Genomic DNA, 26,152 nt, shown 5'->3' with positions numbered 1-26,152 from the left:
CACCGATGACGCTTCGTATCGCCACGCTCTTCATCCGCCATGGCGTGGAGAAATACACCGATTCGCTGGAGGCCCTGCTGGAGCAGCAGGCCCGCAGCCTGGCCGGCACCGAGCGCGAGGTGCTGGTGATCGACAACGCCCTGCCGGAGACGCATCGCGAGGCGTTGCAGCCGGGGGTGACGCTGATCGGCGGCGCCAACACCCATTGGGAATTCTCCGCCTGGGACAGCGGCCTCGCCCATTACGGCGCCGGGCTGCGGCGCTTCGACCTGGTGCAGCTGGTCACCTCGGCCTATCGCGAGCTGTACAATGACTACATCCCGCTCTGCGACACGGCGCTGCTGACGGCGCTGCGCGGGCGGTCGCTGGCGCTCGGCCATATCGACCAGTATGGCGCGCCGGTGACGCTGATGGGGCGGCGCTCGCAGAGCTGGATCCGCACCTCCTACCTGTTCCTGCCGCCCGCGGAGCTGATGCTGCTGGGCTCGCTGGTGTCGCTGCGCGACCCGGCGCCCTTCTTCACCGACGACCCGGCGAACCCGTTCCGCGACGACGCGCCGCTGGACAGGGAGTACCAGCAGAACATCCTGGGCTGGCTGACCGGCGCCGGCACCGGCCAGGGCACCGCCTGGCATTCGCGCTTCGACCTGACGGCCGAGACGCTGCCGCGCTTCCGCGCCAAGACCATGGCGATCCTGAACGAGCACGCGCTGACCATCCGGCTGCGCGCCCAGGGCTGCGCCACGCTGGACCCGACCTGGGCGGCGCGGCAGCTGCGCGCCGGCACGCCGCTGGCCGGCCGGGCGCTGCCGCACTGGCAGGAACAGCTGGCGCGCCGCTTCGGCTGAGCCCGGGGCCCGGCCCGGGGCGGGCACCCGCCGCAGCAGCCTGCCGGTTTGGCGGGGTGTGGAGGGGGGCCGCCGGGCGCCCCTGCCCCTCGGGAGCCGTCCGGCCAGCAGCCCGGAAGCGCGGCCCGCCGGCCGCTAGAGCTGCGCCTCCAGCGGGAAATAGCGGATGGCGCGGGCCATCAGCCGGCGGCTCCAGGAGGCATCGGGCTCGGCATGCACCGTGCCGGTCTCGTCGGTCCAGGACAGGCGGCGCAGCCGGCCGAGGCCGAGGCGGTAGGAGCGGCAGGGATCGGTCAGCCGCTCCGCCTCCTGCCGCAGCTGCGCGCCGAGCGCCGCGTGGCGGGCGAAGGCGCCCATCTCGGTGTTCAGATTGGCCGAGCGCGGGTCGAGGTTGAAGGAACCCACGAACACCGCCTGCCCATCCACCAGCATCGCCTTGGTGTGCAGGCTGGCGCCGCGCGAGCCGAACACGCCGCTGCCATGGTCGCCGCTGCGCTTCAGCTCGTAGAGCCGCACGCCGAAGCGCAGCAGGTGCTTGCGGTAGCGGGCATAGCCGCTGTGCACCGCGACCACGTCGGTCGCCGCCAGCGAATTGGTGATCACCGTCACCGCCACGCCGCGGCGGCGCAGCTGGCCGATCAGCCGCAGCCCGTGCCGGCCGGGCACAAAATAGGGCGAGATCAGCACCGCCTCGCGCTCGGCGCCGCGCAGCAGCGCCTCGACGGCCGGGGCCATGCCGCCGCCAATGCCGCGGCCCTGCGCCTTGGCCGGCGGGTCGGCCAGCACGCGCACCTCGCCCTCCGCCGGCAGCAGGGCGCGGCCGGGGTCGAGCAGCGCCGAGCGGCGCGCGGCGAGCGCCTGCAGATAGGGCCGCGCCTTGTCGGAATCCGGCATCGCCTCCAGCTCGGCGCGGAAATCCTCCAGCGCCTCGGGCGAGATGCCGGCGACCTTCCGGAACTGTTCCACCGGCCGGGCCAGGCTGCTGGCCCAATAGGCGCCGAAGGCATCCTGCGCCTGGCGCGCCGCCTGACCGGCGATCAGCATGTCGAGGTCGCGGAAGTTGAAATCGCCGGCGGCGTCAAAATAGGCATCGGCGATGTTGCGGCCGCCGACCAGCGCCAGGCGGCCATCGGCCACCCAGTTCTTGTTGTGCATGCGGTGGTTCAGGTGCCAGCCGCCCAGGGCGAATTCCACGCCGAGGCCAAACTGGCCGAGCCAGCGCAGCCGCGCCGTGTTGAACAGCTTCACCTCGATGCGCGGATGCGCCGCCAGCAGGGTGATGCGCCATTCGGCGCCCAGGGCGTAGCTGTCATCCAGCAGCATGCGCACCCGCACGCCGCGATCGGCGGCGCGCAGCACCTCGCGCGCCAGCAGCCCGCCGGTGATGTCGTCCGACCAGCGGTAATATTGCAGGTCCAGGGTGCGGCCGGCGGCGCGGGCCGTCGCGGCGCGCAGCATGAAGCCTTCCAGCCCGTCGCTGACCAGGGCCAGGCCGGTCTCGGCGCCCTCGGGCAGCGAATCGGCCCAGGCATCGGCGGTGGAGGGCAGCGGGGCGGCGCCGGCCAGCACGGGGGCCATCAGCGGGACCTCCGGCGGCGGGGGAAGCGGGGGGGCATCGCGCAGCGCTTCCGGGGCGATCGGCGCGGTCATGCCGCGACCGACACGCCGGGGCCGAGCGCCTGGGCCGGGGCCAGGCTGAGCCGGGCCTTCAGCGGCAGATGGTCGGAGGCGATGCGCGCCAGCGGGGTGTCATGGACCTGCACATCCCGGACAACGCCCTGCGGCCAGCCAAGGATGCGGTCGAGCGCGAAGACGGGCATGCGCGAGGGGAAGCTGGCCGGGCCGAAGCCGATGGTGGGCCCGAAGAAGGGCTCCAGCGCGCGCAGCGAGGAGCGCCGGCCCGGCCGCCATTCGTTCAGGTCGCCCATCATCAGCGTCGGCATGGCCGGGCCGGCGGCGATCGCCTCCAGGATGGCGGCGCCCTGGCGGGCGCGGCAGCGGCGCAGCAGGCCGAAATGCGCGGCGACGACCCGCAGCCTGCCCGAGGGCAGCTCCAGCTCGACGATCACGGCACCCCGCGGCTCCGCCCCCGGCAGGGCCAGGCGCTGCACCGAAAGCGGCGTGCCCTGCCGCACCAGCAGCGCGTTGCCGTGCCAGCCATGCCCGTCCGGCAGGCGGGAGACGGGCACCAGGCTGAGCCCGATCTCGCCCAGCGCGTCGGTGTCGAGCAGGCCGATGCGGCGGCCGAAGCGGCGATCGGCCTCCTGCACCGCGACCAGGTCGGGCGCCATCTCGGCGATGACGCGGGCGATGCGCGAGGGGTCGAAGCGGCGGTCGAGGCCGACGCATTTGTGCACATTGTAGGAGGCGACGGTGATCGGCGCGGTGCTGGCGGGGGCGGGCGCGATGGCGGGCAGGGCGGGAATGCCATGCGCCTGCCGCAGCCCGGCCAGCCCCGCTTCCTGCCGCTGCGGGCTGCTCATGCGCTGGTGGTCCGGTTGCTCATCGGTGCTGCCCTCCGCCTGGTGGAATGGCGGCAGCGTGGCACCGCCTGGGGAAAAACCTAGGAAGCGCAGCCATGGTTTCCAAGCCTGTTGCACCGCACCGGACGGGGCGCTGCCCTGCCGGCGGGGCGACCCTGCCCCAGCCCGGTTGAGGCTTTCTGAACGGAAGGCGGGGTCCGGGGTGGCCCTGCCACCCCGGCGGGGGTGCAGGGGGCGGAGCCCCCTGTCTCAAAGCCCGAGCAGCGACCGGGCGTAGTCCCGCGCCGAGAAGGGCCGCAGATCCGCCGCCTTCTCACCGACGCCGACGGCATGCACCGGCAGGCCGAATTCCTGGGCCAGCGCCACGACGATGCCGCCCTTGGCCGAGCCGTCCAGCTTGGTAACGACCAGCCCGGTGACATTCACCATCTCGGCGAAGACCTTGCATTGCTGGGTGGCGTTCTGGCCGGTGGTGGCGTCCAGCACCAGCAGCACGGAATGCGGCGCGGTCGGGTCGACGCGCTGCATGACGCGCACCACCTTGCGCAGCTCCTCCATCAGCGCGCCCTTGTTGTGCAGGCGGCCGGCGGTGTCGACCAGCAGGATCTCGGTGCCGTCCTCCTGCGCCGCCTTCAGCGCGTCGAAGGCCAGGCCGGCGGCATCCGCCCCCTGCTTCGCCGGGGCATGCACCTGGGCGCCGGTGCGGTTGCCCCAGATCTGCAGCTGCTCCACCGCGGCGGCGCGGAAGGTGTCGCCGGCGACGAAGGCCACCTTCTTCCCCTGCTCGCCGAATTGCTGGCCGAGCTTGGCGATGGTGGTGGTCTTGCCGGTGCCGTTGACGCCGACCACCAGCACGACATGCGGGCGCTTCGCGGCATCGATCTCCAGCGGCTTCGCCACGGGGGCCAGGATGGCGGCGATCTCCTCGGCCAGCGCCTCCTTCACCTCGAGGTCGGAGACCTCCTTGCCGAAGCGGGTCTTGCGGAAGCGCTCGACGATGCGCTGCGACGCGGCGACGCCGAGATCGGCGGTGATCAGCGCCTCCTCCAGCTCCTCCAGCGCCGCCTCGTCCAGCTTGCGCCTGGTGAACAGGCCGGTGAGGCCATCGGTCAGCCGCGCGGTGGAGCGCGACAGGCCGGCCTTCAGCCGGGCGAAGAAGCCGCCGCGCGGCGCTTCCTCGGCCTCCGCCTCGGGGGCATCGGCAGCAGGGCTAGGCGCCAGGGCGATCGGCGGCGCGGCGAAGGGCTGCGGGGCGGGCGCCTCGGCGCGCGGAGCGGGGGGTGGCGGCGGCACCTCCAGCGGCCGCTCCGGCGGCAGCTCGGGCGGGGCGGCCGGGGGCAGTTCCGGCGGCGGCACCGGGATGCCGTCCGGGCGGCCCGGCACCGGCATCTCGGGCGGGGAGGGCTGCCAGCCCGGCGGCGCCTCCGGCAGGCCGGGGCGCGGCGCGGGGGCGGGGGGCGGGGTCTCGGGCGGCACCGGCGGCGGTTCGGGCTGCTCGGCGGGCGGCAGCTCGGGCGGCGGGGGCGGCGCCATGGGCGGGGTCAGCGGCGGCTGCTCGGGCAGGCGCGGCGGCAGATCGCCCGGGCCAGGCTGGGCCGGTGCAGGCTGGGCCGGTGCAGGCTGGGCCGGCGCGGGCTGGGCCGGCGCGGGCTCGGGCGGTGCCTCCTCCTCCTCGGCCTCGGGCGGCTGCCAGGAGGCGGGCGGATGCTCGGCATTGTCGCCGCGCGGCGGGGTGGCGGCGTGCTCCGGCCGCGGCTCGGGCGCCAGGCGGTCCCCGGCCTCCTCCAGCGCGTCGGAGCGGGTCTCGGGCGGCGCCACCGTCTCGGGCGGCAGATGCGGCGGCGGCGGCGGCTCGGGCGCCGGGCTGCGCGTCTCGGCCGGGGCCGGGGCGTTGGCGGCGGGGCTCAGCGCGGCGGGGGGCGGGGCCGGCTCGGGCTCCGGCTCGGATGCCGGTGCCGGTTCCGGCGCGGGCGGGGCCAGGGCCTCGGCCGGGCTCTCGGCGGCCGGGGTCTCCTCGGCGGGCCGCTCCTTCTCGCGGCCGGTCAGCCGGGCCCAGAGATCACGCAGCGCCATGGTCAGGCCACCCGCGCCAGCAGGCCGTCGGCGCTGGCCGCATGCGGGCGTAGCCGCAGCAGCGCGCCGTGCAGGGCGTCAGGCTCCAGCCCGGCGGGCAGCTCCACCCGGACCGGGCAGAAATGCTCGGTATGGCCTCGGTCGCGGCGTTCCAGCAGCACGGTTTCCTCCTGCCCCAGACGGGATTCGTAGAAGCGCCGCGCGGCGGCGGCGCCGGCCTCGCGCAGCCGGGTCGCGCGTTCGCGCCGCAGCGGCACCGGCAGTTGCGGCATGCGGGCGGCGGGGGTGCCCGGCCGTTCCGAATAAGGGAAGACGTGCAGGAAATGCAGCCCCGCCTCCTCCACCATCTCCAGCATGCGGGTGAAATGCGCCTCGGTCTCGGTCGGGAAGCCGGCGATCAGATCGGCGCCGAAGGCGATGCCGGGCCGCAACGCGCGGGCGCGGCGGGCGCAGGCCAGGGCGTCGGCGCGGCTGTGGCGGCGCTTCATGCGCTTCAGCATCACATCGTCGCCATGCTGCAGCGAGAGATGCAGATGCGGCATCAGCCGGGGCTCCTCGGCGATCAGCCGCCAGAGATCCTCGTCGATCTCCACCGGGTCGAGCGAGGAGAGGCGCAGCCGCTGCAGTTCCGGCAGCAGCGCCAGCAGCCGCCGCACCAGCTGGCCCAGCGTCGGCCGGCCCGGCAAATCGGGGCCGTAGCTGGTGATGTCGACGCCGGTCAGCACCAGCTCATTGTAGCCGCGCGCGACCAGGGCGCGCGCCTGCTCCACCACCGCGCCCATGGGGACGGAACGCGAGGGGCCGCGGCCATAGGGGATGACGCAGAAGGTGCAGCGATGGTCGCAGCCCTGCTGCACCTGGACGAAGGCGCGGGCGCGGCCGGCGAAATCGGTCACCAGATGCGCCGCCGTCTCGGTCGCCGCCATGATGTCGGTGACCGGGGCGGGGATGACCCCGGGCGCCCAGGCCTCCGGCTTCAGCTTGTCGGCATTGCCGATCACGCGGGTGACACCAGGCAGAGCGGCCCATGAACTGGGAGAAATCTGCGCGGCGCAGCCGGTGACCAGGATCGGCACCCCCGGCTGCTCGCGATGCGCGCGGCGGATCGCCTTGCGCGCCTGGCGCTCGGCCTCGGCGGTGACGGCGCAGGTGTTGACCAGCACGGCGTCGCGATGCCCGGCGCGCAGCGCCAGCGCCCGCATCGCCGTGCTCTCATAGGTGTTCAGCCGGCAGCCGAAGCTCAGCACGCGGACCGGGCCATCCTCCAGCCCGCCCCCCGGCGATTCCTCCTCCCCGCCGCCTTGCTGCGCGCCGGGGCCCGGCGCCAGGATCTCCGGAACCGGGGTCTCAGGCGCGGGACGCGCCGCGCTCATGCCGGGAAGGAATCGGGGTCGAACTGGCCGAGAAAGGCGGTGGCCACCGGCCCGCCCATCAGCACGTGATTGTCCGAGACCCGCCATTCCAGCTCCAGCGTGCCGCCGGGCAGGTCGATGCGGGCGCGCCGGCTGGCCAGGCCGCGCCGATGCGCGTTCACCAGCGTGGCGCAGGCACCGGAGCCGCAGGCCAGCGTCGGCCCCGCGCCGCGCTCCCAGATGGCCAGCCGGATATGCTCGGGCGAGACTACCTCGGCGAAGCCGATATTGGCGCGCTGCGGCAGCAGCGGGTGGTGCTCGGCCACCGGCCCCAGCGCCTGCCAGTCCAGCCCGTCCAGCGACTCGACAAAGAAGGTGGCGTGCGGATTGCCCATCGAGCAGGCGGCCGGGTCGGCCACCGCGCCGAGATCGATCGGCAGATGGGTGGTGTCCATCGCCTCGGCCAGCGGCACCTCCTGCCAGGCGAGCGAAGGCGGGCCCATATCGGCGCGGATGGTGCCGTCCGCCAGCCGCTCGCAGGGCAGGTCGCCGCGCACCGTGCGCACCACCACCTGGTCGCGGCCGGTCTCGGCCATCAGCAGCCAGGCGATGCAGCGCGTGGCATTGCCGCAGGCCTCGGCCTCCGACCCGTCCGGGTTGTGGATGCGCATGAAGACATCGGCGCCCGCCTCGGGGGTCTCCAGCGTGATGAACTGGTCGCAGCCGATCCCCCGGTGCCGGTCCGACAGGGCGGCGATGCGGGTCGGGCTCAGCTTCAGCGGGGCGGGGCGGGCATCGACCACGATGAAGTCGTTGCCCAGACCGTGCATCTTCCGGAACGGGATCATGCAGCAGGATATGCCCCGTTGTGCGACGCAAATGAAGGGGCGCGCGCATGCGCGGGCGCCGTGCCTGCCGCGCCCCAAGGCCGTGCTTGGAACCGACCTGCATCAGGGCGCGCGGCAGGGCCGCGCCGGGGCAGGGCGAATGAGCCTTGCCGTCGCGGCGCGACTCCCGCTATAGGCGCGCTCCTTCCCGCGCGTCCGGGCCTGTAGGGCATGCCCGGCCGCGGTTTCGTGCCCGCCTCCTTCCGGGGCGGGGACCTCGATGACCAGGAGACCGAAATGCCCAAGATGAAGACGAAGTCGAGCGTCAAGAAGCGCTTCACGCTGACGGCGACCGGCAAGGTGAAGGCTGGCGCCGGCAACAAGCGCCACATGCTGACCGCCAAGACGAACAAGATGAAGCGGCAGAACCGCGGCACCTTCGTGCTGGAGAAGCAGGATGGTGACACGGTGAAGCAGTGGATGCCGTACGGTTCGGCCCGGTAAGACAGAGGATCTGAACCCATGGCTCGTGTTAAGCGCGGCGTTGCCGCCCATGCCCGCCACAAGAAGGTCCTGAAGCTCGCCAAGGGCTATGTGGGCCGTTCCTCCAAGGCCTATCGCCCCGCGCTGGAGCGCGTCGAGAAGGCCCTGCAATACGCCTATCGCGACCGTCGCGTTAAGAAGCGTGAGTTCCGCGGCCTGTGGATCCAGCGCATCAACGCGGCCGTGCGCGAGCATGGCCTGACCTACTCGAAGTTCATCGCCGGCCTGAAGGCCGCGAACATCGAGCTGGACCGCAAGGTGCTGGCCACCATCGCCTTCGATGACGCCGCTGCCTTTGGCGCCCTGGTCGAGAAGGCCAAGGCGGCGCTGCCGGCTTCGGCCGAGGCGTAATGTCTGCGCCCCCTGGTGCGAACCAGGGGGATGACGGATAGAACGAGCCGCCGCCGCCCTGGGTCACCAGGGCGTCCGGCGGCTTTTTTCGTATCGATCGCCGATACGGTCTGCCACGGACGGGACGAACCGATGACGGATGACCTCGCCACCCTGCAGGCGGAGACCGAGGCCGCGCTGGCCCAGGCCGCCGATCTGCGCGCGCTGGATGCGGTGCGGGTGGGCGTGCTGGGCAAGAACGGCCAGCTGACCGCCCTGCTGAAGGGTCTGGGCGGCGTGCCCGCCGAGGCGCGCAAGGAGCGCGGCGCCGCGCTGAACCGGCTGAAGACCGCGCTGGAAGGCGCCATCGAGGCGCGCCGTGTCGCCCTCGACGCCGCCGCGCTCGAGGCCCGCCTGGCCGCCGAGCGGCTGGATGTGACGCTGCCGCCGCGCCCCTTCCCCCCCGCCGGGCCCGAGCAGGGCGCCATCCACCCGATCGCCCGCACGGTCGAGGAGATCGTGGCGATCTTCGGCGCCATGGGCTTCGCCCTGGCCGAGGGGCCGGATATCGAAGGCGACTGGTACAATTTCAGCGCGCTGAACATCCCGAGCCACCACCCGGCGCGGCAGGACCACGACACCTTCTACCTGCCCGCCCGCCCCGGCGCGAACGAGGCGCGCCCGGTGCTGCGCACCCACACCAGCCCGGTGCAGATCCGCACCATGCTGGACCAGCCGCCGCCGATCCGCGTCATCGTGCCCGGCCGCACCTGGCGCGCCGACCATGACGCGACGCACAGCCCGATGTTCCACCAGGTGGAGGGGCTGGTGATCGACCGCGGCATCACCCTCGGCCATCTGAAGGGCTGCCTGATCGATTTTCTCCGCGCCTTCTTCGGCATCTCCGACCTGCCGGTGCGCTTCCGCTCCTCCTACTTCCCCTTCACCGAGCCCTCCATGGAGGTCGATATCGGCTGGAACCGGAAGACCGGCGAGCTCGGCCGCGGCGGCGACTGGCTGGAGATCCTGGGCAGCGGCATGGTCCACCCGAAGGTGCTGGCCAATTGCGGCATCGACCCGCGCGAGTGGCAGGGCTTCGCCTTCGGCATGGGCATCGAGCGCATCACCATGCTGAAGCACGGCATCCCGGATCTGCGCCCCTTCTATGAGAGCGATGTCCGCTGGCTGCGCCATTACGGCGCGCCCGTGCTCTCCCCCGCCACCCTGGCCGAAGGGGTCTGAGCAATGAAGTTCTCTGTCAGCTGGCTGAAGCAGCATCTCGAGACCGAGGCGAGCCTCGACCAGATCACCACCGCGCTGAACACCATCGGCCTGGAGGTCGAGGGCGTCGAGGATCGCGGCGCGGCGCTGGCGCCCTTCCGCATCGCCCATGTCATCGAGGCGGTGCAGCACCCGAATGCCGACCGCCTGCGCGCCTGCAAGGTGGATGTCGGCGATGGCGTGATCCGTTCCGTCGTCTGCGGCGCGCCGAATGCGCGCACCGGCATGAAGGCCGTGCTCGGCCTGCCCGGCGCGGTTGTCCCCGCCAACGGCATGGTGCTGAAAGTGGGAGAAATCCGCGGCGTGAAGAGCGAGGGCATGCTGTGCTCCGCCCGCGAGCTCGGCCTCGGCGACGACCATGAGGGTATCCTGGACCTGCCCGAGGACGCGCCGGTGGGCGAGGTCTATGCGCGCTGGGCCGGGCTGGACGATCCGGTGGTCGAGATCTCGGTCACGCCGAACCGGGGCGATGCGCTGTCGATCCGCGGCATCGCGCGCGACCTGGCGGCCGCGGGCCTCGGCACACTGAAGCCCTTCGCCCCGGCGAAGGTCGAGGGTGTGTATCCCTCGCCGCTGCGCTGGGTGCTGCAGGATGCGGAAAGCTGCCCCTGGGTGGTCGGCCGCGCCGTGCGCGGGGTGAAGAACGGCCCCTCGCCGAAATGGCTGCAGGACCGGCTGGTCTCGATCGGGCTGCGCCCGATCAACGCGCTGGTCGATATCACCAATTTCTTCACCTATGACCTCGGCCGTCCCCTGCACGTCTTCGACGTGGCGAAGGTGAAGGGCAGCGAGCTGTTCCTGCGCCGTGGCCGCGACGGCGAAAAATTCCTGGCGCTGAACGGCAAGGACGTGGCCGTGACGCCGGAGGATCTGGTGATCGCCGATGCCGAGGCGGTCGAGAGCCTGGCCGGCATCATGGGCGGCGAGCATTCCGGCTCCGACGAGGCGACCCGCGAGGTCTTCATCGAATGCGCGCTGTTCGACCCGGTGCGCATCGCGCTCTCGGGCCGGCGGCACGACCTCCGCTCCGACGCCCGCGCCCGCTTCGAGCGCGGTATCGACCCGGCGCTGCTGCCGACGGCGCTGGATGCGGCCACCGCCATGGTCATCGAACTCTGCGGCGGCGAGCCCTCCGAAGTGACCGAGGCCGGGGCCGAGCCTGCCTGGCAGCGCCAGGCCAGCCTGCGCTTCGCCCGCATCGCCGGGCTTGGCGGCAGCGATCTGTCCGCCGATGAGGCGGTCGCCATCCTGGAGCGGCTGGGCTTCGGCGTGGTGGCGCGGGATGCGGAGAAGGTCACGGTTTCCGTCCCCTCCTGGCGCAACGACATCGCTTCCCCCGGCGCGCTGGCGCAGGGCCCTGGCCTGTCGCCCGAGCGTGCCCAGGCCGCCGCCGAGGGCTGCGCGGTGATCGAGCCGGAATGCGATCTGCTGGAGGAGGTGCTGCGCATCCCCGGGCTGGACCGCATCCCGCCGGTGTCGCTGCCGGTGGCCTCCCCGGTGCCGCGCCCGGCGCTGACGCCGAAGCAGGCGCGGGCCAGCCTGGCGCGGCGCGTCATGGCGGCGCGCGGCATGCTGGATTGCGTCTCCTTCGGCTTCCTGGACAGCGTGACCGCCGCCCGCTTCGGCGAGACCCCGGCCATGCTGCGCCTCGACAATCCGATCGCCGCCGATCTGGACCAGATGCGCCCGACGCCGCTGGCCAGCCTGGCGCAGGCGGCGGCACGCAACGCGGCGCGCGGCTATCCGGATGTGGCGCTGTCCGAGCTGGGCGCCGCCTATCTGGACGCCTCGCCCGAGGGGCAGAAGGCGGTCGCCGCCGGGCTGCGCCTGGGCGAGACGCCGCGCCACTGGGCCGAGCCGGCGCGGGCCGTCGATGCGATGGACGCCAAGGGCGATGCGCTGGCGGTGCTGGCGGCGCTCGGCGTGCCGATGGCGGCGCTGACGGTCACGGCGGACGCGCCGGGGCATTACCACCCCGGCCGCTCGGGCGTGGTGCGGCAGGGGCCGAAGACGGTGCTGGCCCATTTCGGCGAGCTGCATCCGAAGCTGCGCGAGGAACTCGGTTTGGCCGGGGCCGCGGCGGGGTTCGAGGTGTTCCTGGACGCCGTGCCCGAGCCCAAGCGCAAGAAGAAGGCGGTGCCCGATCTGCCGGCCTTCCAGCCGCTGAAGCGCGATTTCGCCTTCCTGGTCGATGCCGGCGTGCCGGCGGAGAACCTGGTCCGCGCCGCGCGCGGCGCCGAGCGGGCGCTGATCGTCGATGTGGCGCTGTTCGACCGCTATGCGGGCGAGAAGCTGCCGGAGGGCAAGGTGTCGCTGGCGCTGGAGGTGACGCTGCAGCCGCGCGAGGCCAGCCTGACGGATGCGGAGATCGAGGCGGTGGGCGCCAGGATCGTCGCCGCCGTGGCCAAGGCGACCGGCGCCACGCTGCGCTGATTGAGGGGGCTTTGCCCCCTCAAACACCCCCAGCAGGGGACAGGGTCCCCTGCACCCGCCTTCAGTTGGGTCCCGACAAATGGGTTTCCAAAGGCCTCAGGCCTTTGGTGGGGAGAGTTTGAGAGGGGCAAAGCCCCTCTCAAGAACCCGCGCCCGGCCTTCAGCGCCGCCCGAACAGCTTTTCCAGCTCGGCCTTGCCCATGCGCAGCCAGGTCGGCCGCCCGTGGGAGCAGGTGGAGGCGCGCGGTGTCGCCTCCATCTGGCGCAGCAGGGCGCTCATCTCGGCCGGGTTGAGGCGGCGCCCGGCGCGGATCGAGCCATGGCATGCCAGCCTTGCGATGGCCGCGTCCAGCCGGCGTTCCAGCGCCGTGCTTTCCTCCCATTCGGCAAGTTCCGCGCAGAGGTCGCGCAGCAGCGGCGCCGGGTCGGGATTGCCGAGCAGGGCGGGCAGCGAGCGCACCAGCAGCGTCGCCGCGCCGAAATCCTCGATCTCCAGGCCGAGCCGGGCCAGGGTCGGCGCCGCTTCCAGCAGGCGGGCGGCGTCGGTGGCGGGCAGTTCGACCACGGCCGGGATCAGCAAAGGCTGGGTGCGCACCCCGCCCTCCAGCAGCTGGGTCTTCAGCTGCTCATGGGTCAGCCGCTCATGCGCCGCGTGCTGGTCGACCAGCACCAGGGCGCCATCGGGCGCCTCGGCCAGGATGTAGGTCTCCAGCAGCTGCGCCACCGGGCGGCCGAGCGGACCTTCCTCCTCCGGCGAGGGCAGCGGCGCCTGGAGCGGGGGTTCGGGGCGCGGGCGGGGGGCGGGCAGGCGCAGGCCGGGCTGCCAGGAGAAGCCATGCATCCGCGGCTCGCCCGGCGGCGGCGCGGTCTCGGCGAAGCCGGGGAAGGGGGCGGGGTCGTCGCCTGGCGGCGCGGCCCAGGACCCGGCGGGCTCGCCGGCCATGGGGCCGGCGGGGCCCGGCCAGCCGCGGCCCGCCACCGGCCAGGCCGGGCCCTCCTCCTCATTCTCGTCCCTTGGCGTGGCGGTGGGGGAATCGGCGGCGCCGATGGCCAGCGCCCGGCGCAGCGCCGAGATCAGCGCGCCGCGCACCGCGGCGGCGTCGCGGAAGCGCAGCTCGGTCTTCATCGGGTGGACATTCACATCCACCAGCTCGGGCGGCAGCTCCAGGAACAGGGCGGCGACCGGGTGGCGGCCGGGGGCGATCAGGTCGCGATAGGCGACGCGCAGCGCCGCGCGCAGCAGCTGGTCGCGCACCGGGCGGCGATTGACCACCAGATGCTGCTCCGCCGCCGTGGCGCGGGTCAGGGTCGGCAGGCCAGCGAAGCCCTGCAGGGCCAGCTCCTCCCGCCCGCCGGAGACGGGCACGGCGGCGCGGGCGAAATCCGGGCCGAGCAGCGCCTGCAGCCGGGTGCGGCGGTCGCCGGCGGCCAGGTTCAGCACCGTCCGCCCCTCGACCTCCATGCGGAAGCCGACCTCGGGCCAGGCGAGCGCCAGGCGCTTCACCGCCTCCACCGCATGGCCGGATTCGGTGGCCGGCGTCTTGAGGAATTTGCGCCGCGCCGGGGTGGCATAGAACAGGTCGCGCACCTCGACACGGGTGCCGGGCGCGCCGGCGGCGGGGCGGATCTCGCTCTTGGCGCCGCCCTCGACATCGATGCGGAAGGCCTCGCCACCCGGCACGCGGCTGGTCAGGGTCAGCCGCGCGACCGCGCCGATCGAGGGCAGCGCCTCGCCGCGGAAGCCCAGCGTCGCGATGCGGAACAGCGCCGCCTCCTCCGGCAGCTTGGAGGTGGCGTGGCGCTCGATGCACAGCGCCAGATCGGCCGGGCTCATGCCCTGGCCGTCATCCTCGACCAGGATGCGGCCGACACCGCCGCCCTCCAGCGCCACGACGATCTGGGTGGCGCCGGCATCCAGCGCGTTCTCCACCAGCTCCTTCACCGCGGCGGCGGGGCGCTCGACCACCTCGCCGGCCGCGATGCGGTCGGCGGTGGTGGCGGAAAGCAGGCGGATGCGGTCCATGCCCAGGATGTAGCGCCGCCCCCCCCGGTTTCGCCAGGGGAGGGGGGCGGCAAGCGCCTCAGTCGGCGGCGGCGTATTGCAGGTCGCGGATGCGGGTGATGAGGCCGGCGGTGGAGGGGTCGTGGCGGCCGATCTGCCCCTCCGGCTCCAGCTCCGGCAGGATCGACTTGGCCAGCTGCTTGCCCAGCTCGACGCCCCATTGGTCGAAGGCGTCGATGTCCCACAGCGCGCCCAGGCAGAACACCTTGTGCTCATACAGCGCCACCAGCGCGCCGAGCGAGGCGGGGTCGAGCTTGTCGAGCAGCAGGGTGGTGCTGGGCCGGTCGCCCGGGAACAGGCGGTGCGGCAGGAGGCGGCGGATCTCCGCCTCGGCCACGCCGGCGGCGCGCATCTCCTGCTCCACCTCCTCGGTCGAGCGGCCGCGCAGCAGCGCCTCGGCCTGGGCCAGGCCGTTGGAGAGCAGCAGGCGGTGATTCTCGGCAAAGGGATGGTCGGGATTGGCGACCAGCACGAAATCCGCCGGCACCGGGGTGGTGCCCTGGTGCAGCAGCTGCATGAAGGAATGCTGCGCGTTGGTGCCGGGCTCGCCGAAGATCACCGGGCCGGTCTCGCGCGCCACCTTGTGGCCGTCCAGCGTCACGCTCTTGCCCAGGCTCTCCATCTCCAGCTGCTGGAGATGGGCGGGGAAGCGGGAGAGGCGGTGGTCATAGGGCAGGATGGCCTGGCTGCGCAGGCCGAGCCCGTTGACATGCCAGATGGTGGTCAGCGCCAGCAGCAGCGGCAGGTTGCGCTCCGGCGGCGCGGTCAGGAAATGCTCGTCCATGGCGCGCGCGCCGGCCAGCAGGTTGGAGAAGGCGGTCCAGCCGCAGGACAGCGCGATGGACAGCCCGATCGCCGACCAGAGCGAGAAGCGGCCGCCGACCCAGTCATGGAAGCCAAAGACGCGCTCCGGCGCCACGCCGAAGGCGGCCGTCGCCTCATGGTTGGTGGACAGCGCCACCAGATGGCGGCGGGCGCCCATCTCGCCCAGATTCTGCTCCAGCCAGCCGCGCACGATGCGCGCATTGGCCATGGTCTCGGCGGTGGTGAAGGTCTTCGACGCGATCAGCACCAGGGTGCGGTGCGGGTTCAGCCGCGGCCGGATCGCCTCCCAATTGTGCGCATCGGCATTGGCCAGATAGAGCGGCCGCATCGGCGAGCGGGCGTTCCACAGCGCCCGGCCGATCATGTAGGGGCCGAGATCGGAGCCGCCGATGCCGATATTGATGACATCGGTGAAGGTCTCGCCCGTCGCGCCGCGGATCTCGCCGCGATGGATGGCGCGGGTGAAGCGCTTCATCGCCGCCAGCGTCTCGTCCACCGAGGCCGAGGCATCCTCGGTGCCGCCCTCCGGCAGCCGCGCGCGATAGCCGGCGCCGCGCGGCGCGCGCAGCGCCATGTGCAGCACGGCGCGCTTCTCGGTGGTGTTGACGATCTCGCCCGCCGCCATGGCGTCGCGCCGCGGCAGCACGTCGCAGGCCTGGGCCAGCTCCAGCAGCCCGGCCATCGCCTGGTCGTCGATCGAGGTCTTGGAGAGGTCGAGCAGGATGCCGCAGGCCTCGCGGTGGAACCGCTCGAAACGCTGCGGATCGGCGGCGAACAGGGCACGGATCGCCCCCGCCCCCGGCCGGCGCGCCAGTTCCTCGACCCGGCTCCAGGCCGTCTCGCGCGCTGTGGTCATCCCGTCATCCCCCTCACGGCGTGTGCGCCGCAGGCTAGAGGCCCTGCCGCAAACGGCAAGGCCCCCGGCGGCGGGGACGGATCACGGCCCGGCCAGCAGCCGGGCGGCGCCGCGACCCCCGGCCGGCCCCAGGGTCCCGGCCGGCGGGCGGCGCGCCGCCCGGGCTCAGAGACCTTCGGGCTGCCCTGCGACAGTGATCGAAAGCTGGTCGGGAACGAGCAGCCGCGCCGCGAGTTTCGCCGCCGCCGGCTGCGTCACCGCGGCCAGCCGGGCGGGCCGCTTCTCCAGCCAGTCCAGCGGGCGGCCATTGCGCCGCATCGCCAGCAGCGTCGCCGCGATGCGGCGGCTGTCGGTGAATTGCAGCGGCTGGCTGCCGGTCATGTAGGCGACGGCCTCCTCCATCTCGGCCGCCTCCGGCCCGGCATCGGCCATGCGCTTCCATTCCTCGCGCAGCAGCGCCAGCGCCTCGCCCACCCGGGCATTGGCGGTGGCGAAGCCGCCCACCAGCACGCTCTGCGCGAAGATGCTGTCGAGCCCCGCCGAGATGCCATAGGTCAGGCCGCGCGCCTCGCGGATCGAGCGGGTCAGGCGGGCGGTGAAGCCGCCGCCGGAGAGGATGCGCAGCACGATCTGCGCCGTCTCCCAATCCGGGTCGTTCAGCGGGATGCCCTGCTGGCCGAACAGGATGGTCGATTGCGAGGCCGCCACCGGCACCACCTGGGTGCCGAAGCGGCGGAATTCCGGCAGGGGCGGCGCTGGCGGCACCGCGCCCTCGGGCAGGGCGCCGAACAGCTCGGGCAGCAGCCGGGCGAGGCCGGCGGCGTCGATGGCCCCCGACGCCGCGACCAGCAGGCCGGGGCCGCGATGCAGCGGGCGGGCGAGCGCGGCGCGCAGCTGCTCGACGGTCAGCGCGGCCAGGCTCTCCTCGGTGCCGGCGGCGGGGCGGCCGGCCGGGTGGTCGGGATAGGCCTCGGCCCAGAAGGCGCGGGCGGCGCGGCCGCGCGGCCCTTCCAGCGCCTGCCGGGCACGGGCGATGGCCTGCGCCCGCAGCCGCGCCACATCGGGCTCGGCCAGGCGCGGCGCGGTCATCGCCAGCCGCGCCAGCCGCACCGCCTCCGGCAGGGCCGGGGCCAGGGCGCGCAGGCTGCCGCTGAAACTGTCGCGGTCGGCGCCGAAATCCAGGCCGATGCCCTCGTCGCGCAGCGCGTCGGCGAAGGCCAGCGCGTCCAGATCGCCGGCGCCCTCGGTCAGCAGCGCGGCGGCGAGCGCCGAGGCGCCCTCCTGCCCGGCGGGGTCCAGCGCGGCGCCGCCCGGCCAGGACCAGGCCAGGCTGACCACGGGGACCGAATGATCCTCGGCCAGCCAGGCGGTGAAGCCGCCCCCCTCGACCACCTGGATCGGCAGGGAGAAGCCGCTGGTCCCGGCGGCCTGCGGGGTGGGGGCGCTGCCGCTCATGCCGCGCCCTCCGGCAGCAGCCAGCCGCTCATCGCCGGGCGGGCCAGCACATGGCGGGCGGCGGCCTCCACCTGGGTGCGGGTGACGGCGCGGATGCGCGCCGGCCAGTATTCGATGCTCTCCAGCGGCATGCCATTGGCCAGCGCGCTGCCCAGGATGCGCGGCGCGGTGCCCAGGCTGTCGAGCGCCAGCAGCGTGCCGGCGGTGAGCTGGCGGCTGGAGCGCGCCACCTCGGCCTCGGTCACGCCCTGGTCGAGCAGGCGGGTGATCTCGGCCGTGACGGCGGCCTCGATCGCGGCGGTCGAGGCCTCGCGCCGCGGCGTCACATAGATTTCCAGATTGCCGATGCCGATGGCGTCGCCGTCATAGGCGCAGCCGGCGGAGACGGCGAGGCCGGCCTCCACCAGCGCCCTGTGCAGGCGCGAGCCCTGGCCGCCGCCGAGCAGGTGGGAGAGCACCTCCAGCGGGTCGCAATGCCGCGCCGCCTCGCCGCCGGCGGGGAGCGACGGGGCGATCCAGCCGCGCAGGAACACCGCCTCGCGCACGCTCGGGTCGCGCTGCACCAGCCGGTCATCCTGCGGCACGGAGGGGGCGGGGGCCCGCTCGCGCCGCGCCTTGTCATAGGGGGCCGGGCGGCCCTGGATGCCGCCGTAATCCTGCTCGGCCAGCTTCGCGAGTTCCTCGCGGGCGATCGCGCCGGTGACCACCAGCGTGGCATTGGCCGGGGTGTAGTAGCGGCGGTAGAATTCCAGCATGTCGTCGCGCGACAGCGCTGCGATCTCGTCGGGCCAGCCGATCAGCGGCCGGCCGCGCCAGTGCTGGCGGCCCCAGAAGGCGGCGTCCCAGGCCTCGCGGAAGCGGCCGCGCGGCGTGCTCTCGGTGCGCTGGCGGCGCTCCTCCTGCACCACCTGGCGCTCGGCCTCGATCTCGTCGGCGGGGAACAGGGCGGTGGCCATGCGGTCCGCCTCCATGCCCGCCACCAGCGCCAGCCGCGTGGCCTCCACATGCTGGTGATAGGCGGTGACATCGCGCGAGGTGAAGGCATTGTCCTGCCCGCCCTCCCGCGCCACGCGGCGCGAGAACACGCCCGAGGGGACGTTCCGGCTGCCCTTGAACATCATGTGCTCGAGGAAATGGGCCAGGCCCGACCTGCCCTCCGGATCCTCGCCGGCGCCGGCGCTGTAGAAGACGTAATGCGCCACGACCGGGGCGCGCCGGTTCTCGGCATGCAGCACGGTCAGCCCGTTGGGCAGGGTCCATTGGCTGGCGCCGAAGAGCGGGCGCTCGCCCGGCGGCGGGGCGAAGCGCGGCGGCGGCGGGGCGGCGGGCGCGCTCTGGGCCGCCGCGCCGGGCGGCAGCAGGGCAAGCGCGGGAAGGGCGGCGGCGGCGCCGAGCGCGGCGCGGCGGGTGAGCGCGGACATGCCGTCCTCACATGGGTCGGCGGGCAGGGCAGCGCCAGGGAAAAAACCGGCCATGGCGGAGACGTCAGCCGGGGAGGGGGCCAGGGGGGCCAGCAATGCCGGCGCGGCTGCCCGCGCGGCTGCCGGCGCCTGTGCCGGGCCGGGCCCGGCCTCCGGCGGCGCGTCGGCGGGACAGTGCGGTGGCGGGGCCTCCGCCACCTCCCCGGCCGGGCAGGGGGGCGCCGCCGCGCCTTGCGGGGCGGCGCCGCTCGGCAGGGCGCTCAGAACAGCCCCTGGAACAGGCCCTGGCGGCGGCGCTGGATGATCGGCGTCTCGCCATCCTCCACGCTGCGGCCGAGGGCGGCATTCTCGCGCAGGCGCTGCGCCTCGCGCTGCGGGTCGAGGGCGGTGCCCGGCGGCGGGGTCTCGCGCCAGAACATCAGCCGGTCGACCACGGAGCGGTCGGGCTGCTCCAGCCGCGTGCTCTCCTCATCCACCCGCGAGCGGATGTCGGGGGAGGCGCCGCCGCCGGCCTGGGCCAGCAGCGCGCTCTCGCCGCGCGAGGGGGCGGAGGCGGCGCCCACGCCGAAGGCGGCGCCGGGGGCCAGCACCGCCTCGCCGGCGGCGCGGCCGCGCAGCTCCTGCGGGCGCGGCGCGCCGGGGCGCGGCGCCGGCAGGTTGCCGAGCGTCGGCGGCAGGGAGAGCGGCGCGCGGGTGACCACGCTGAACTCGTCCGGCGCGTCGCGGGTGAAGCCCAGCGTGCGCGCCGTGTCGCCGCCGCAGCCGGCGAGCAGCAGCGTGCAGGCCATCGGCAGGAGCGCGGCGCGGGCCGGGATGCGGAAGGGAAGCTGCCTCATGGCGATTCCTTAGCCGTGGCGCGTGGCCGGAACAAGGCATCGCCGATCAGCGCCACCACGCCGAGGACGATGGCCGCATCGGCCAGGTTGAAGACGTACCAGTGGAAACTGCCCACCCAGGCATCGGCGAAATCGACCACCGCGCCGAAGCGGAGGCGGTCGATGACATTGCCGATGGCCCCGCCGACGATGCCGCCGAGCGCCAGGGTGGTCAGCCGGTTCTCGGCCCGGGCCATCCAGCGCAGCAGCACGGCGCAGACGATCAGGGCCAGGCCGGCCAGCATCAGCCGGTGCGGCAGGGTGTCGCCGGCCAGCAGGCCGAAGGTGACGCCGCGATTCCACACCATGGTCAGGTCGAAGCCGGCGACGCCGAGATCGAGCAGCTTCACCTGGCGGATCTCCGGCAGGCGCAGCACCTCCAGGATCCACCATTTGCTCAGCTGGTCCGCCACCAGCAGCGCGGCGGCGAAGGGCAGGCCGAGCCGCAGCGGCGTGCTCATGCGGCGGCGCCTTCCACCACCGCCTCGCAGCGGCGGCACAGCGTCGGATGGGCGGCCGAGGCGCCGACCTCGGGCAGCACGCGCCAGCAGCGCTCGCATTTCTGGCCCGGGGCCAGGTCGGTGGCCACCCCCCCCTCGGCGGCGCCGAGCGCCACCTCGGAGACGATCAGCACCTCCTCCCATAGCTCGGGCGGCAGCAGCGAGGCCGCGTCGCTATCGGCGGCGAAGGTCACGCGGGCCTGCAGCGAGGCGCCGATGCGCCCCTCCTTGCGGTCCTGCTCCAGGAGCTGGGTGGCGCCGCGGCGCGCCTCGCGCACCCGCTCCCACTTGGCGGCCAGCGCGGCGTCGCGCCACTCGGCCGGCATCTCCGGGAAGAGCTGCAGATGCACCGAGCCATCCTCGGAGGGGAAGCGGGCCAGCCAGGCCTCCTCGGCGGTGAAGGGCATCACCGGCGCCAGCCACGTGGTCAGGCAGCGATGCAGCGCGTCCAGCACGGTGCGGGCGGCGCGGCGGCGCGGGCTGTCCGCCGCGTCGCAATAGAGGCTGTCCTTGCGGATGTCGAAATAGAAGGCCGAGAGGTCGGTGGCGCAGAAGGCGTGCAGCTCGGGATAGACGCCGTTCCAGTCGTAATCGGCCACCGCCTTGCGCATCCGGGCGTCGAGCTCGGTCAGCCGGTGCAACACCCAGCGCTCCAGCTCCGGCAGCTCGGCATAGGGGAGCTTCTCGGTCTCCGCGAAGCCCTCCAGGCTGCCCAGCAGCCAGCGCAGCGTGTTGCGGATGCGCCGGTACAGCTCCGCCTGCTGCGCCAGGATGTTCTTGCCGATGCGCAGATCGTCGGCGGTGTCGGAATTCATCACCCAGAGGCGCAGGATGTCGGCGCCATACTGCTTGGTCACCTCCTGCGGCGCGGTGACATTGCCGAGCGACTTCGACATTTTGCGGCCGGTCTCATCCAGCACGAAGCCATGGGTGAGGATCGCCTTGAAGGGGGCGTGGCCATTGGCGCCGACGCTCTCCAGCAGCGAGGAATGGAACCAGCCGCGATGCTGGTCCGAGCCCTCGAGGTAGAGATCGGCCGGCACCGGCAGGCCACGGTCGCGCAGCACGAAGGCATGGGTCGAGCCGGATTCGAACCAGACATCGACGATGTCCATCACCTGCTCGTAATCGTCCGGGTTCCGCCCATTGCCCAGGAAGCGGGCGGCGGCGCCGGGCTTGTACCAGGCATCCGCCCCTTCCTCGGCGAAGGCGGCGCAGACCCGGTCCAGCACCGCCTGGTCGCGCAGCACCTCGCCGGTCTTCTTCTCGACGAAGACGGCGATCGGCACGCCCCAGGCGCGCTGGCGGCTGATGCACCAGTCCGGCCGTGCCGCCACCATGGAGCCGATGCGGTTGCGGCCCATATCGGGGACGAAATGCGTCTCGGCGATGGCCTGGAGCGACTTGGCGCGGATCTGGTTGGCATCGTCCATGGCGATGAACCATTGCGGCGTCGCCCGGTAGATCACCGGCTTCTTCGAGCGCCAGCTATGCGGGTAGCTGTGGGTGATGAAGCCCTTCCCCAGCAGCAGCCCGGTGGCCTGCAGCGCCGCCCAGACCGCCTCATGCGCCTTGAACACATGCAGGCCCACGAAGCCCGGGGTCTGCACCGTGTAGGTGCCGTCATCGCCCACGCATTCCGGCACGGCGATGCCATGCGCGCGGGCGAGGTTGAAATCCTCCTCGCCATGCGCCGGGGCGATGTGCACCAGGCCGGTGCCGGCCTCGGTGGTGACGTAGTCGCCGGCCAGCAGCGGCACCTGGAACTGGTAGCCCTCGCCGGCACCCTCCCAGGCGCGCAGCGGGTGGGCGGCCAGCGCCCCCTCCAGCTCGGTGCCCTTGAAGATGCGGGCGACGCGGAAGCGGGCCAGCCCCACCTCCTTGGCGAAGGCGCCGAGCAGCGCCTCGGCCACGATCAGGCGCTGGCCGGGACGCGGCAGGGCGCCTTCCTCGGCGGCCTCGACCTCGACCAGCGCGTAGTCGATCTCCGCCCCATAGGCCATGGCGCGGTTGGCCGGGATGGTCCAGGGGGTGGTGGTCCAGATCACCGCCAGCGCGCCGGCCAGGTCGCCGGCCGCGCTGGCCGGCGCCGCCAGGATGGGGAAGCCGGTGTAGAGGATGGCCGATTTGTGGTCGTGATACTCGACCTCGGCCTCGGCGAGCGCGGTCTTCTCGACCGGGCTCCACATCACCGGGCGCAGGCCGCGGTAGAGGGAGCCGTTCATCAGGAACTTGCCGATCTCGCCGGCGATCGCCGCCTCGGAGGGGAAGTCCATGGTGGCGTAGCGGCCGGTCCAGTCGCCGGCGACGCCGAGGCGCTTGAACTCCTCGCGCTGCACATCCAGCCAATGCGCGGCATAGGCGCGGCATTCGGCGCGGAATTCCAGCACCGGCACCGCATCCTTGTCCCGCCCGCCCTGGTACTTGCCCTTGGGGTTGCGGTACTCCTCCTCGACCTTCCACTCGATCGGCAGGCCGTGGCAGTCCCAGCCGGGGATGTAGTTGGCGTCCCGCCCGCTCATCTGTGCGGCGCGGTTGACGACGTCCTTCAGCACCTTGTTCAGGGCGTGGCCGATATGCAGCGCGCCATTGGCGTAGGGCGGGCCGTCATGCAGCACGAATTTCTCCCGGCCCGCGGACTGGGCGCGCAGCCGGTCCCACAGCCCGATCTTCTCCCAGCGCTCCAGCCAGCCGGGCTCGCGCTTCGGCAGGTCGCCGCGCATCGGGAAGGGGGTCTGGGGCAGGAAAACGGTGCCGCGATAGTCGCGGCCGGAAGCGTCGGTCATCGGGAGGTCCACATGCCGCCAGGATGGGCGGGCTTCAGGGCATGGAGAAGGCGGCGCGCATCGGGCAACCCGGCCCTCGCCAGGGGAGCTGGTCGAGAACCGGGCCGCTAATTCGCGCCGCCAGCAGGAATGCCTGCGGCCGAGGCTGCATCCGGGACATGGCGGGGTTTTGCGGCGCGTCCGGGCACGGGTCAAGCCGCTTGGCCATGCGGCCGCGGCCCAGGCGCCGGTCAAACCGCCGCGCCGCAGGGTCGCGGCCCAGGTAGCGCTCAAACTGCCGGGCCGCAGGGTCGCGGCCCAGGCACCGGTTAAACCGCCGGGCCACGTTCGCGGCCCAGGCACCGGTCAAGCTGCCGGGCCGCGTTCGCGGCCCAGGCACCGATCAAGCTGCCGGCCCGCCGCTAGCGCCAGAGCCCCTTCGCCGCCAGCCAGTCCTGCACCAGCGCCGCCACCTGGTCCGAATTGCGGTCCATCATGACCATGTGGCTGTTGCCGGTGATGCCGCGTTCCGGCAGGTCCACCACCTCCACGCTGCCGCCCGCCTGGCGCACCGCCTCGGCGAAGCGCAGCCCATTGGCGCGGATCGCCGGCCAGCGCGAATCCTGGGCGATGTGGTCGCCATAGACCATCAGCACCGGGATGTCCTTCAGCGCCGCCAGCTTGGCCGGGTCGCCCACCGTGGCGGGCTCCACCAGCACCAGGGCGCGCACCTTGTCCGGCCGTTCCTGCGCCGCGCGCCAGCCGAACAGCCCGGCCTGGCTGTGCGCCACCACCACGCTCGGCCCCACCCGGTCGAGCAGCGCCAGATAGGCCTCCAGCGTCAGCCCGTCCGTCGTGGTGAAGCGCGGCACGTTCTGGCGGATGAAGTTCAGATAGCTCTCCCGGTCGGCGGGGAACTGGCTGCCGGGCAGCAGCTCGCCCCGGGCGTAGCTGCCGGGGCCGGGGCCGATGCGGAAACGCTCCCACGGGTTGGAGACCGGGTTGACCACCGCCACCCCGCCGGTCTGCTCCGGGATCATGCCCCAGCCGGCGCGGCCACGCTCCACCGCATCCGAGACATAGACGGGCCAGCCGCGGCGCAGGAAGAAATGCTGCCAGCCCTCGCGGCCATCCGGCGTCGTCTCCCAGCTCACCCCGGTCAGGCCGCCGCCATGCCACAGCAGCAGCGGCACCTGGCCGCGCGGCGCGGCCGGGATCATGTACTGCGCATACATGCCGCCCATCAGATAGGTGCCGTTGGGGTCGATCCGCGTCGGCACCCCGCCGGGGGAGAACAGCATCTCCCGCACCGGCTGGCCGGTAACCTCGACGCTCCGGCCGCCGACATGGAAGCTGCCCCAGCGCTCCAGCGCCAGCGGTTCGGCCGCGGCGCCGCCGCCGAGCCCCAGGGCCAGCATCGCGGCCAGAATCCTTGCGCGCATCCTGTCTCATCCTCCCCCGCGCGCCATCTGCCGGGCACTGCGGTGGAGGGCAGCACACACCCGCGCCAGGGCGGTGGCAAGACGGGAGCGTGGCGGGGAGAGGCAGAAGCGAAAAAGGCCTCGGAAGGGTTCTTTTTTGGAAAAAAGAACCAAAAAACTTTTGTCCGTTTGGCGCGCGCTGGTGGCGAGGCGGGCGCCCCGCCTAGACCGCCAGCAGGCGCCGCGCCTCGGCGGCATCGGCGCCGATCTGCGCCACCAGCTCGGGCAGGCCCGCGAATTTGCGCTCCGGCCGCAGGAAATGCCGCAGCGCCACGCTGACCTCCTGGCCATAGAGATCGCCGGCATAGTCGAAGAGATGCGCCTCCACCCGGCTCTCGCTGCCGCCGACGGTCGGGCGCAGCCCGATATTGGCGACGCCCGGCACCGTGGCGCCATCGGCCAGCCGCACCTCCACCGCATAGACGCCGCGCGCCGGCTCCAGATGCCGCCCCAGCGGCACATTGGCGGTGGGGAAGCCGATGCTGCGGCCGCGCTTGTCGCCATGGCTCACCACGCCGGCGATGGCCCAGGGGCGGCCCAGCGCCGCCGCCGCGCGCTCCGGATAGCCATCCTGCAGCGCCCGGCGAATGCGGGAGGAGGAGATCGGCCCCGCCTCATCCGCCACCGGCGGCACCACGGTCAGCCCGATGCCCAGCGCCTCGGCCCGCGCGGCGAGGAAGCCGACATCGCCGCCGCGCCGGTGGCCGAAGGCGAAATCGGCGCCGCAGGCCAGATGCTTCGCCCCCAGGCCGCGATGCAGCACCTCGGTGACGAAATCCTCGGCCGGCATGGCGGCCAGCGCCGCGTCGAAGGGCAGGGCGATGACCAGGTCGGCCCCCGCCGCCCCCAGCGCCGCCGCCTTGGCGGCCGACAGCGTCAGGCGGAAGGGCGGGTCGTCGGGGCGGAAATGCTCGCGGGGATGCGGCTCGAAGGTCAGCGCGGCCAGCTTCAGCTCCGGCCGCCCGGCATGGGCGGCGCGCAGCACGGCGCGGTGGCCGAGATGCACGCCGTCAAAATTGCCCAGCGCCAGGGTGGCGCCGCACGCCGCCTCGGGCAGGCCGCGCCAATCGCTGTGCAGCACCGGCGTCGGGGTCACCGCCCCTCCTTCTCCACCCATTTCTCGACCTCGACCGGAGTGAAGCCGGCCAGCGCGTCCAGCGCCGCCTCGGGCGTCGCGGCGAAGCCGACCATGGCGCGGTGCTTGGCGTGCAGGAACCCCTCGCCCACCATGTGGTCGAGCACGCCGGCCAGGCGCTGCCAGTAGCCCTCGGTGTCGAGGAAGGCGAGCCCCTTGTCGTGGATGCCGAGCTGCGTCCAGGTGAAGGCCTCCACCGCCTCCTCCAGCGTGCCGATGCCGCCGGGCAGCACGACGAAGCCGTCCGAGAGGTCGGCCATCATCGCCTTGCGCTCATGCATGGTGGCGACGACCCGCAGCTCGGTGATGGCGCCATGGCCGACCTCGCGCCGCATCAGCGTCTCGGGGATGATGCCGATCACCTCGGCGCCGTCGCGCATGGCGGCGTCGGCCACGATGCCCATCAGCCCGACATGCCCGCCGCCATAGACCAGGCCAAGGCCGCGCGCGGCGATGGCGCGGCCCATGGCGCGCGCCGCCTCGGCATAGGCGGGGTTGTTGCCGGGGTTGGAACCGCAGAACACACAGACACGCTTCATCGACACGGACCCCGGGGATCTGGCGCGGCCAGGAAGCGGCCGGCCCCGCCCTCGGGCTTAGCCGCGCG

Annotated in this window: 20 protein-coding genes; 5 read left to right on the top strand and 15 right to left on the bottom strand. The window is 73.4% G+C overall.

From position 1 onward, the window contains the following. Window positions 1-5 precede the first annotated feature (5 nt). Window positions 6-848, top strand: a complete 843-nt coding sequence (locus QE401_RS15395) for a hypothetical protein (protein ID WP_307139046.1) — start codon at window positions 6-8, stop codon at window positions 846-848. 135 nt (window positions 849-983) lie between these two features. Here the strand turns inward: QE401_RS15395 and QE401_RS15390 are convergent, their stop codons facing one another. The 5 genes from QE401_RS15390 to dapF form a co-directional block, all read right to left on the bottom strand. After that, window positions 984-2,426: a phospholipase D family protein gene (locus tag QE401_RS15390; protein WP_307139045.1), complete on the bottom strand. Its 1,443-nt coding sequence runs from the start codon at window positions 2,424-2,426 to the stop codon at window positions 984-986. A gap of 68 nt (window positions 2,427-2,494) precedes the next feature. Next, complete coding sequence (locus QE401_RS15385) at window positions 2,495-3,331, bottom strand: endonuclease/exonuclease/phosphatase family protein (RefSeq protein ID WP_307139044.1); 837 nt, start codon at window positions 3,329-3,331, stop codon at window positions 2,495-2,497. A 249-nt stretch (window positions 3,332-3,580) separates the two neighbouring features. Further along, the gene (gene ftsY, locus QE401_RS15380) at window positions 3,581-4,552 is read right to left on the bottom strand and encodes a signal recognition particle-docking protein FtsY (RefSeq protein WP_475638104.1); all 972 of its coding nucleotides are present in this window, start codon (window positions 4,550-4,552) and stop codon (window positions 3,581-3,583) included. Window positions 4,553-5,406: 854 nt separating this feature from the next. Beyond that, the gene (mtaB, locus tag QE401_RS15375) at window positions 5,407-6,777 is read right to left on the bottom strand and encodes a tRNA (N(6)-L-threonylcarbamoyladenosine(37)-C(2))-methylthiotransferase MtaB (protein ID WP_307139043.1); all 1,371 of its coding nucleotides are present in this window, start codon (window positions 6,775-6,777) and stop codon (window positions 5,407-5,409) included. Next, window positions 6,774-7,604, bottom strand: coding sequence for a diaminopimelate epimerase (gene dapF, locus QE401_RS15370; protein WP_307139042.1), 831 nt, complete (start codon window positions 7,602-7,604; stop codon window positions 6,774-6,776). The genes mtaB and dapF overlap by 4 nt, the downstream gene beginning before the upstream one ends. 276 nt (window positions 7,605-7,880) lie before the next feature. On the opposite strand from dapF, the gene rpmI reads away from it, so the two are divergent. The 4 genes from rpmI (at window position 7,881) to pheT (ending at window position 12,170) form a co-directional block, all read left to right on the top strand. Then, the gene (gene rpmI / locus QE401_RS15365; RefSeq protein ID WP_307139041.1) at window positions 7,881-8,087 is read left to right on the top strand and encodes a 50S ribosomal protein L35; all 207 of its coding nucleotides are present in this window, start codon (window positions 7,881-7,883) and stop codon (window positions 8,085-8,087) included. Window positions 8,088-8,105: 18 nt separating this feature from the next. Beyond that, window positions 8,106-8,477, top strand: a complete 372-nt coding sequence (gene rplT / locus QE401_RS15360; RefSeq protein ID WP_307139040.1) for a 50S ribosomal protein L20 — start codon at window positions 8,106-8,108, stop codon at window positions 8,475-8,477. A 132-nt stretch (window positions 8,478-8,609) separates the two neighbouring features. Further along, window positions 8,610-9,698 carry a phenylalanine--tRNA ligase subunit alpha gene (gene pheS / locus QE401_RS15355; RefSeq protein ID WP_307139039.1) on the top strand — a complete coding sequence of 363 codons (1,089 nt, stop codon included), beginning with the start codon at window positions 8,610-8,612 and terminating at the stop codon, window positions 9,696-9,698. A gap of 3 nt (window positions 9,699-9,701) precedes the next feature. Next, window positions 9,702-12,170, top strand: coding sequence for a phenylalanine--tRNA ligase subunit beta (gene pheT, locus QE401_RS15350; RefSeq protein ID WP_307139038.1), 2,469 nt, complete (start codon window positions 9,702-9,704; stop codon window positions 12,168-12,170). Window positions 12,171-12,330: 160 nt separating this feature from the next. Here pheT and mutL read toward each other — a convergent pair whose 3' ends face one another. The 10 genes from mutL to QE401_RS15300 all read right to left on the bottom strand — a co-directional run bounded on the left by mutL (window position 12,331) and on the right by QE401_RS15300 (window position 26,084). Beyond that, window positions 12,331-14,193 (bottom strand): DNA mismatch repair endonuclease MutL, encoded by a 1,863-nt coding sequence (mutL, locus tag QE401_RS15345; protein WP_307139037.1) that lies wholly within the window; start codon window positions 14,191-14,193, stop codon window positions 12,331-12,333. A 58-nt stretch (window positions 14,194-14,251) separates the two neighbouring features. Beyond that, complete coding sequence (gene pgi / locus QE401_RS15340) at window positions 14,252-15,913, bottom strand: glucose-6-phosphate isomerase (RefSeq protein ID WP_307139036.1); 1,662 nt, start codon at window positions 15,911-15,913, stop codon at window positions 14,252-14,254. Window positions 15,914-16,078: 165 nt separating this feature from the next. Continuing rightward, entirely contained in the window at window positions 16,079-17,368 is a 1,290-nt protein-coding gene (locus QE401_RS15335) for a M16 family metallopeptidase (RefSeq protein ID WP_307139035.1), read from the bottom strand. Then, on the bottom strand, window positions 17,365-18,789 hold the full coding sequence (locus QE401_RS15330) for a M16 family metallopeptidase (RefSeq protein ID WP_307139034.1): 1,425 nt from the start codon (window positions 18,787-18,789) through the stop codon (window positions 17,365-17,367). Before QE401_RS15330 ends, QE401_RS15335 begins: the two co-directional genes overlap by 4 nt. Before the next feature lie 260 nt (window positions 18,790-19,049). Further along, window positions 19,050-19,625: a DUF3035 domain-containing protein gene (locus tag QE401_RS15325; RefSeq protein ID WP_307139033.1), complete on the bottom strand. Its 576-nt coding sequence runs from the start codon at window positions 19,623-19,625 to the stop codon at window positions 19,050-19,052. After that, entirely contained in the window at window positions 19,622-20,125 is a 504-nt protein-coding gene (lspA, locus tag QE401_RS15320; protein WP_307139032.1) for a signal peptidase II, read from the bottom strand. Before lspA ends, QE401_RS15325 begins: the two co-directional genes overlap by 4 nt. After that, window positions 20,122-22,950 carry an isoleucine--tRNA ligase gene (ileS, locus tag QE401_RS15315; protein WP_307139031.1) on the bottom strand — a complete coding sequence of 943 codons (2,829 nt, stop codon included), beginning with the start codon at window positions 22,948-22,950 and terminating at the stop codon, window positions 20,122-20,124. The genes lspA and ileS overlap by 4 nt, the downstream gene beginning before the upstream one ends. A gap of 401 nt (window positions 22,951-23,351) precedes the next feature. Then, window positions 23,352-24,371: an alpha/beta hydrolase gene (locus QE401_RS15310; RefSeq protein ID WP_307139030.1), complete on the bottom strand. Its 1,020-nt coding sequence runs from the start codon at window positions 24,369-24,371 to the stop codon at window positions 23,352-23,354. A 202-nt stretch (window positions 24,372-24,573) separates the two neighbouring features. Next, entirely contained in the window at window positions 24,574-25,506 is a 933-nt protein-coding gene (locus tag QE401_RS15305; protein ID WP_307139029.1) for a bifunctional riboflavin kinase/FAD synthetase, read from the bottom strand. After that, window positions 25,503-26,084 (bottom strand): LOG family protein, encoded by a 582-nt coding sequence (locus tag QE401_RS15300; protein ID WP_307139028.1) that lies wholly within the window; start codon window positions 26,082-26,084, stop codon window positions 25,503-25,505. The genes QE401_RS15305 and QE401_RS15300 overlap by 4 nt, the downstream gene beginning before the upstream one ends. Between the last annotated feature and the right edge of the window lie 68 nt (window positions 26,085-26,152).

The organism is Pseudoroseomonas cervicalis (assembly GCF_030818485.1).
GTDB lineage: Bacteria > Pseudomonadota > Alphaproteobacteria > Acetobacterales > Acetobacteraceae > Pseudoroseomonas > Pseudoroseomonas cervicalis_A.
Note: the sequence above shows the minus strand (reverse complement) of the source record. Positions and strands in the feature narration are given on the sequence as shown.

Bases quoted from the DNA above. Each gene is read 5' to 3' on its own strand.
- QE401_RS15395 (WP_307139046.1), top strand. From the start codon at position 6: ATGACGCTTCGTATCGCCACGCTCTTCATCCGCCATGGCGTGGAGAAA.
- QE401_RS15390 (WP_307139045.1), bottom strand. From the start codon at position 2,426: ATGGCCCCCGTGCTGGCCGGCGCCGCCCCGCTGCCCTCCACCGCCGAT.
- QE401_RS15385 (WP_307139044.1), bottom strand. From the start codon at position 3,331: ATGAGCAGCCCGCAGCGGCAGGAAGCGGGGCTGGCCGGGCTGCGGCAG.
- mtaB (WP_307139043.1), bottom strand. From the start codon at position 6,777: ATGAGCGCGGCGCGTCCCGCGCCTGAGACCCCGGTTCCGGAGATCCTG.
- dapF (WP_307139042.1), bottom strand. From the start codon at position 7,604: ATGATCCCGTTCCGGAAGATGCACGGTCTGGGCAACGACTTCATCGTG.
- rpmI (WP_307139041.1), top strand. From the start codon at position 7,881: ATGCCCAAGATGAAGACGAAGTCGAGCGTCAAGAAGCGCTTCACGCTG.
- rplT (WP_307139040.1), top strand. From the start codon at position 8,106: ATGGCTCGTGTTAAGCGCGGCGTTGCCGCCCATGCCCGCCACAAGAAG.
- pheS (WP_307139039.1), top strand. From the start codon at position 8,610: ATGACGGATGACCTCGCCACCCTGCAGGCGGAGACCGAGGCCGCGCTG.
- pheT (WP_307139038.1), top strand. From the start codon at position 9,702: ATGAAGTTCTCTGTCAGCTGGCTGAAGCAGCATCTCGAGACCGAGGCG.
- mutL (WP_307139037.1), bottom strand. From the start codon at position 14,193: ATGGACCGCATCCGCCTGCTTTCCGCCACCACCGCCGACCGCATCGCG.
- pgi (WP_307139036.1), bottom strand. From the start codon at position 15,913: ATGACCACAGCGCGCGAGACGGCCTGGAGCCGGGTCGAGGAACTGGCG.
- QE401_RS15335 (WP_307139035.1), bottom strand. From the start codon at position 17,368: ATGAGCGGCAGCGCCCCCACCCCGCAGGCCGCCGGGACCAGCGGCTTC.
- QE401_RS15330 (WP_307139034.1), bottom strand. From the start codon at position 18,789: ATGTCCGCGCTCACCCGCCGCGCCGCGCTCGGCGCCGCCGCCGCCCTT.
- QE401_RS15325 (WP_307139033.1), bottom strand. From the start codon at position 19,625: ATGAGGCAGCTTCCCTTCCGCATCCCGGCCCGCGCCGCGCTCCTGCCG.
- lspA (WP_307139032.1), bottom strand. From the start codon at position 20,125: ATGAGCACGCCGCTGCGGCTCGGCCTGCCCTTCGCCGCCGCGCTGCTG.
- ileS (WP_307139031.1), bottom strand. From the start codon at position 22,950: ATGACCGACGCTTCCGGCCGCGACTATCGCGGCACCGTTTTCCTGCCC.
- QE401_RS15310 (WP_307139030.1), bottom strand. From the start codon at position 24,371: ATGCGCGCAAGGATTCTGGCCGCGATGCTGGCCCTGGGGCTCGGCGGC.
- QE401_RS15300 (WP_307139028.1), bottom strand. From the start codon at position 26,084: ATGAAGCGTGTCTGTGTGTTCTGCGGTTCCAACCCCGGCAACAACCCC.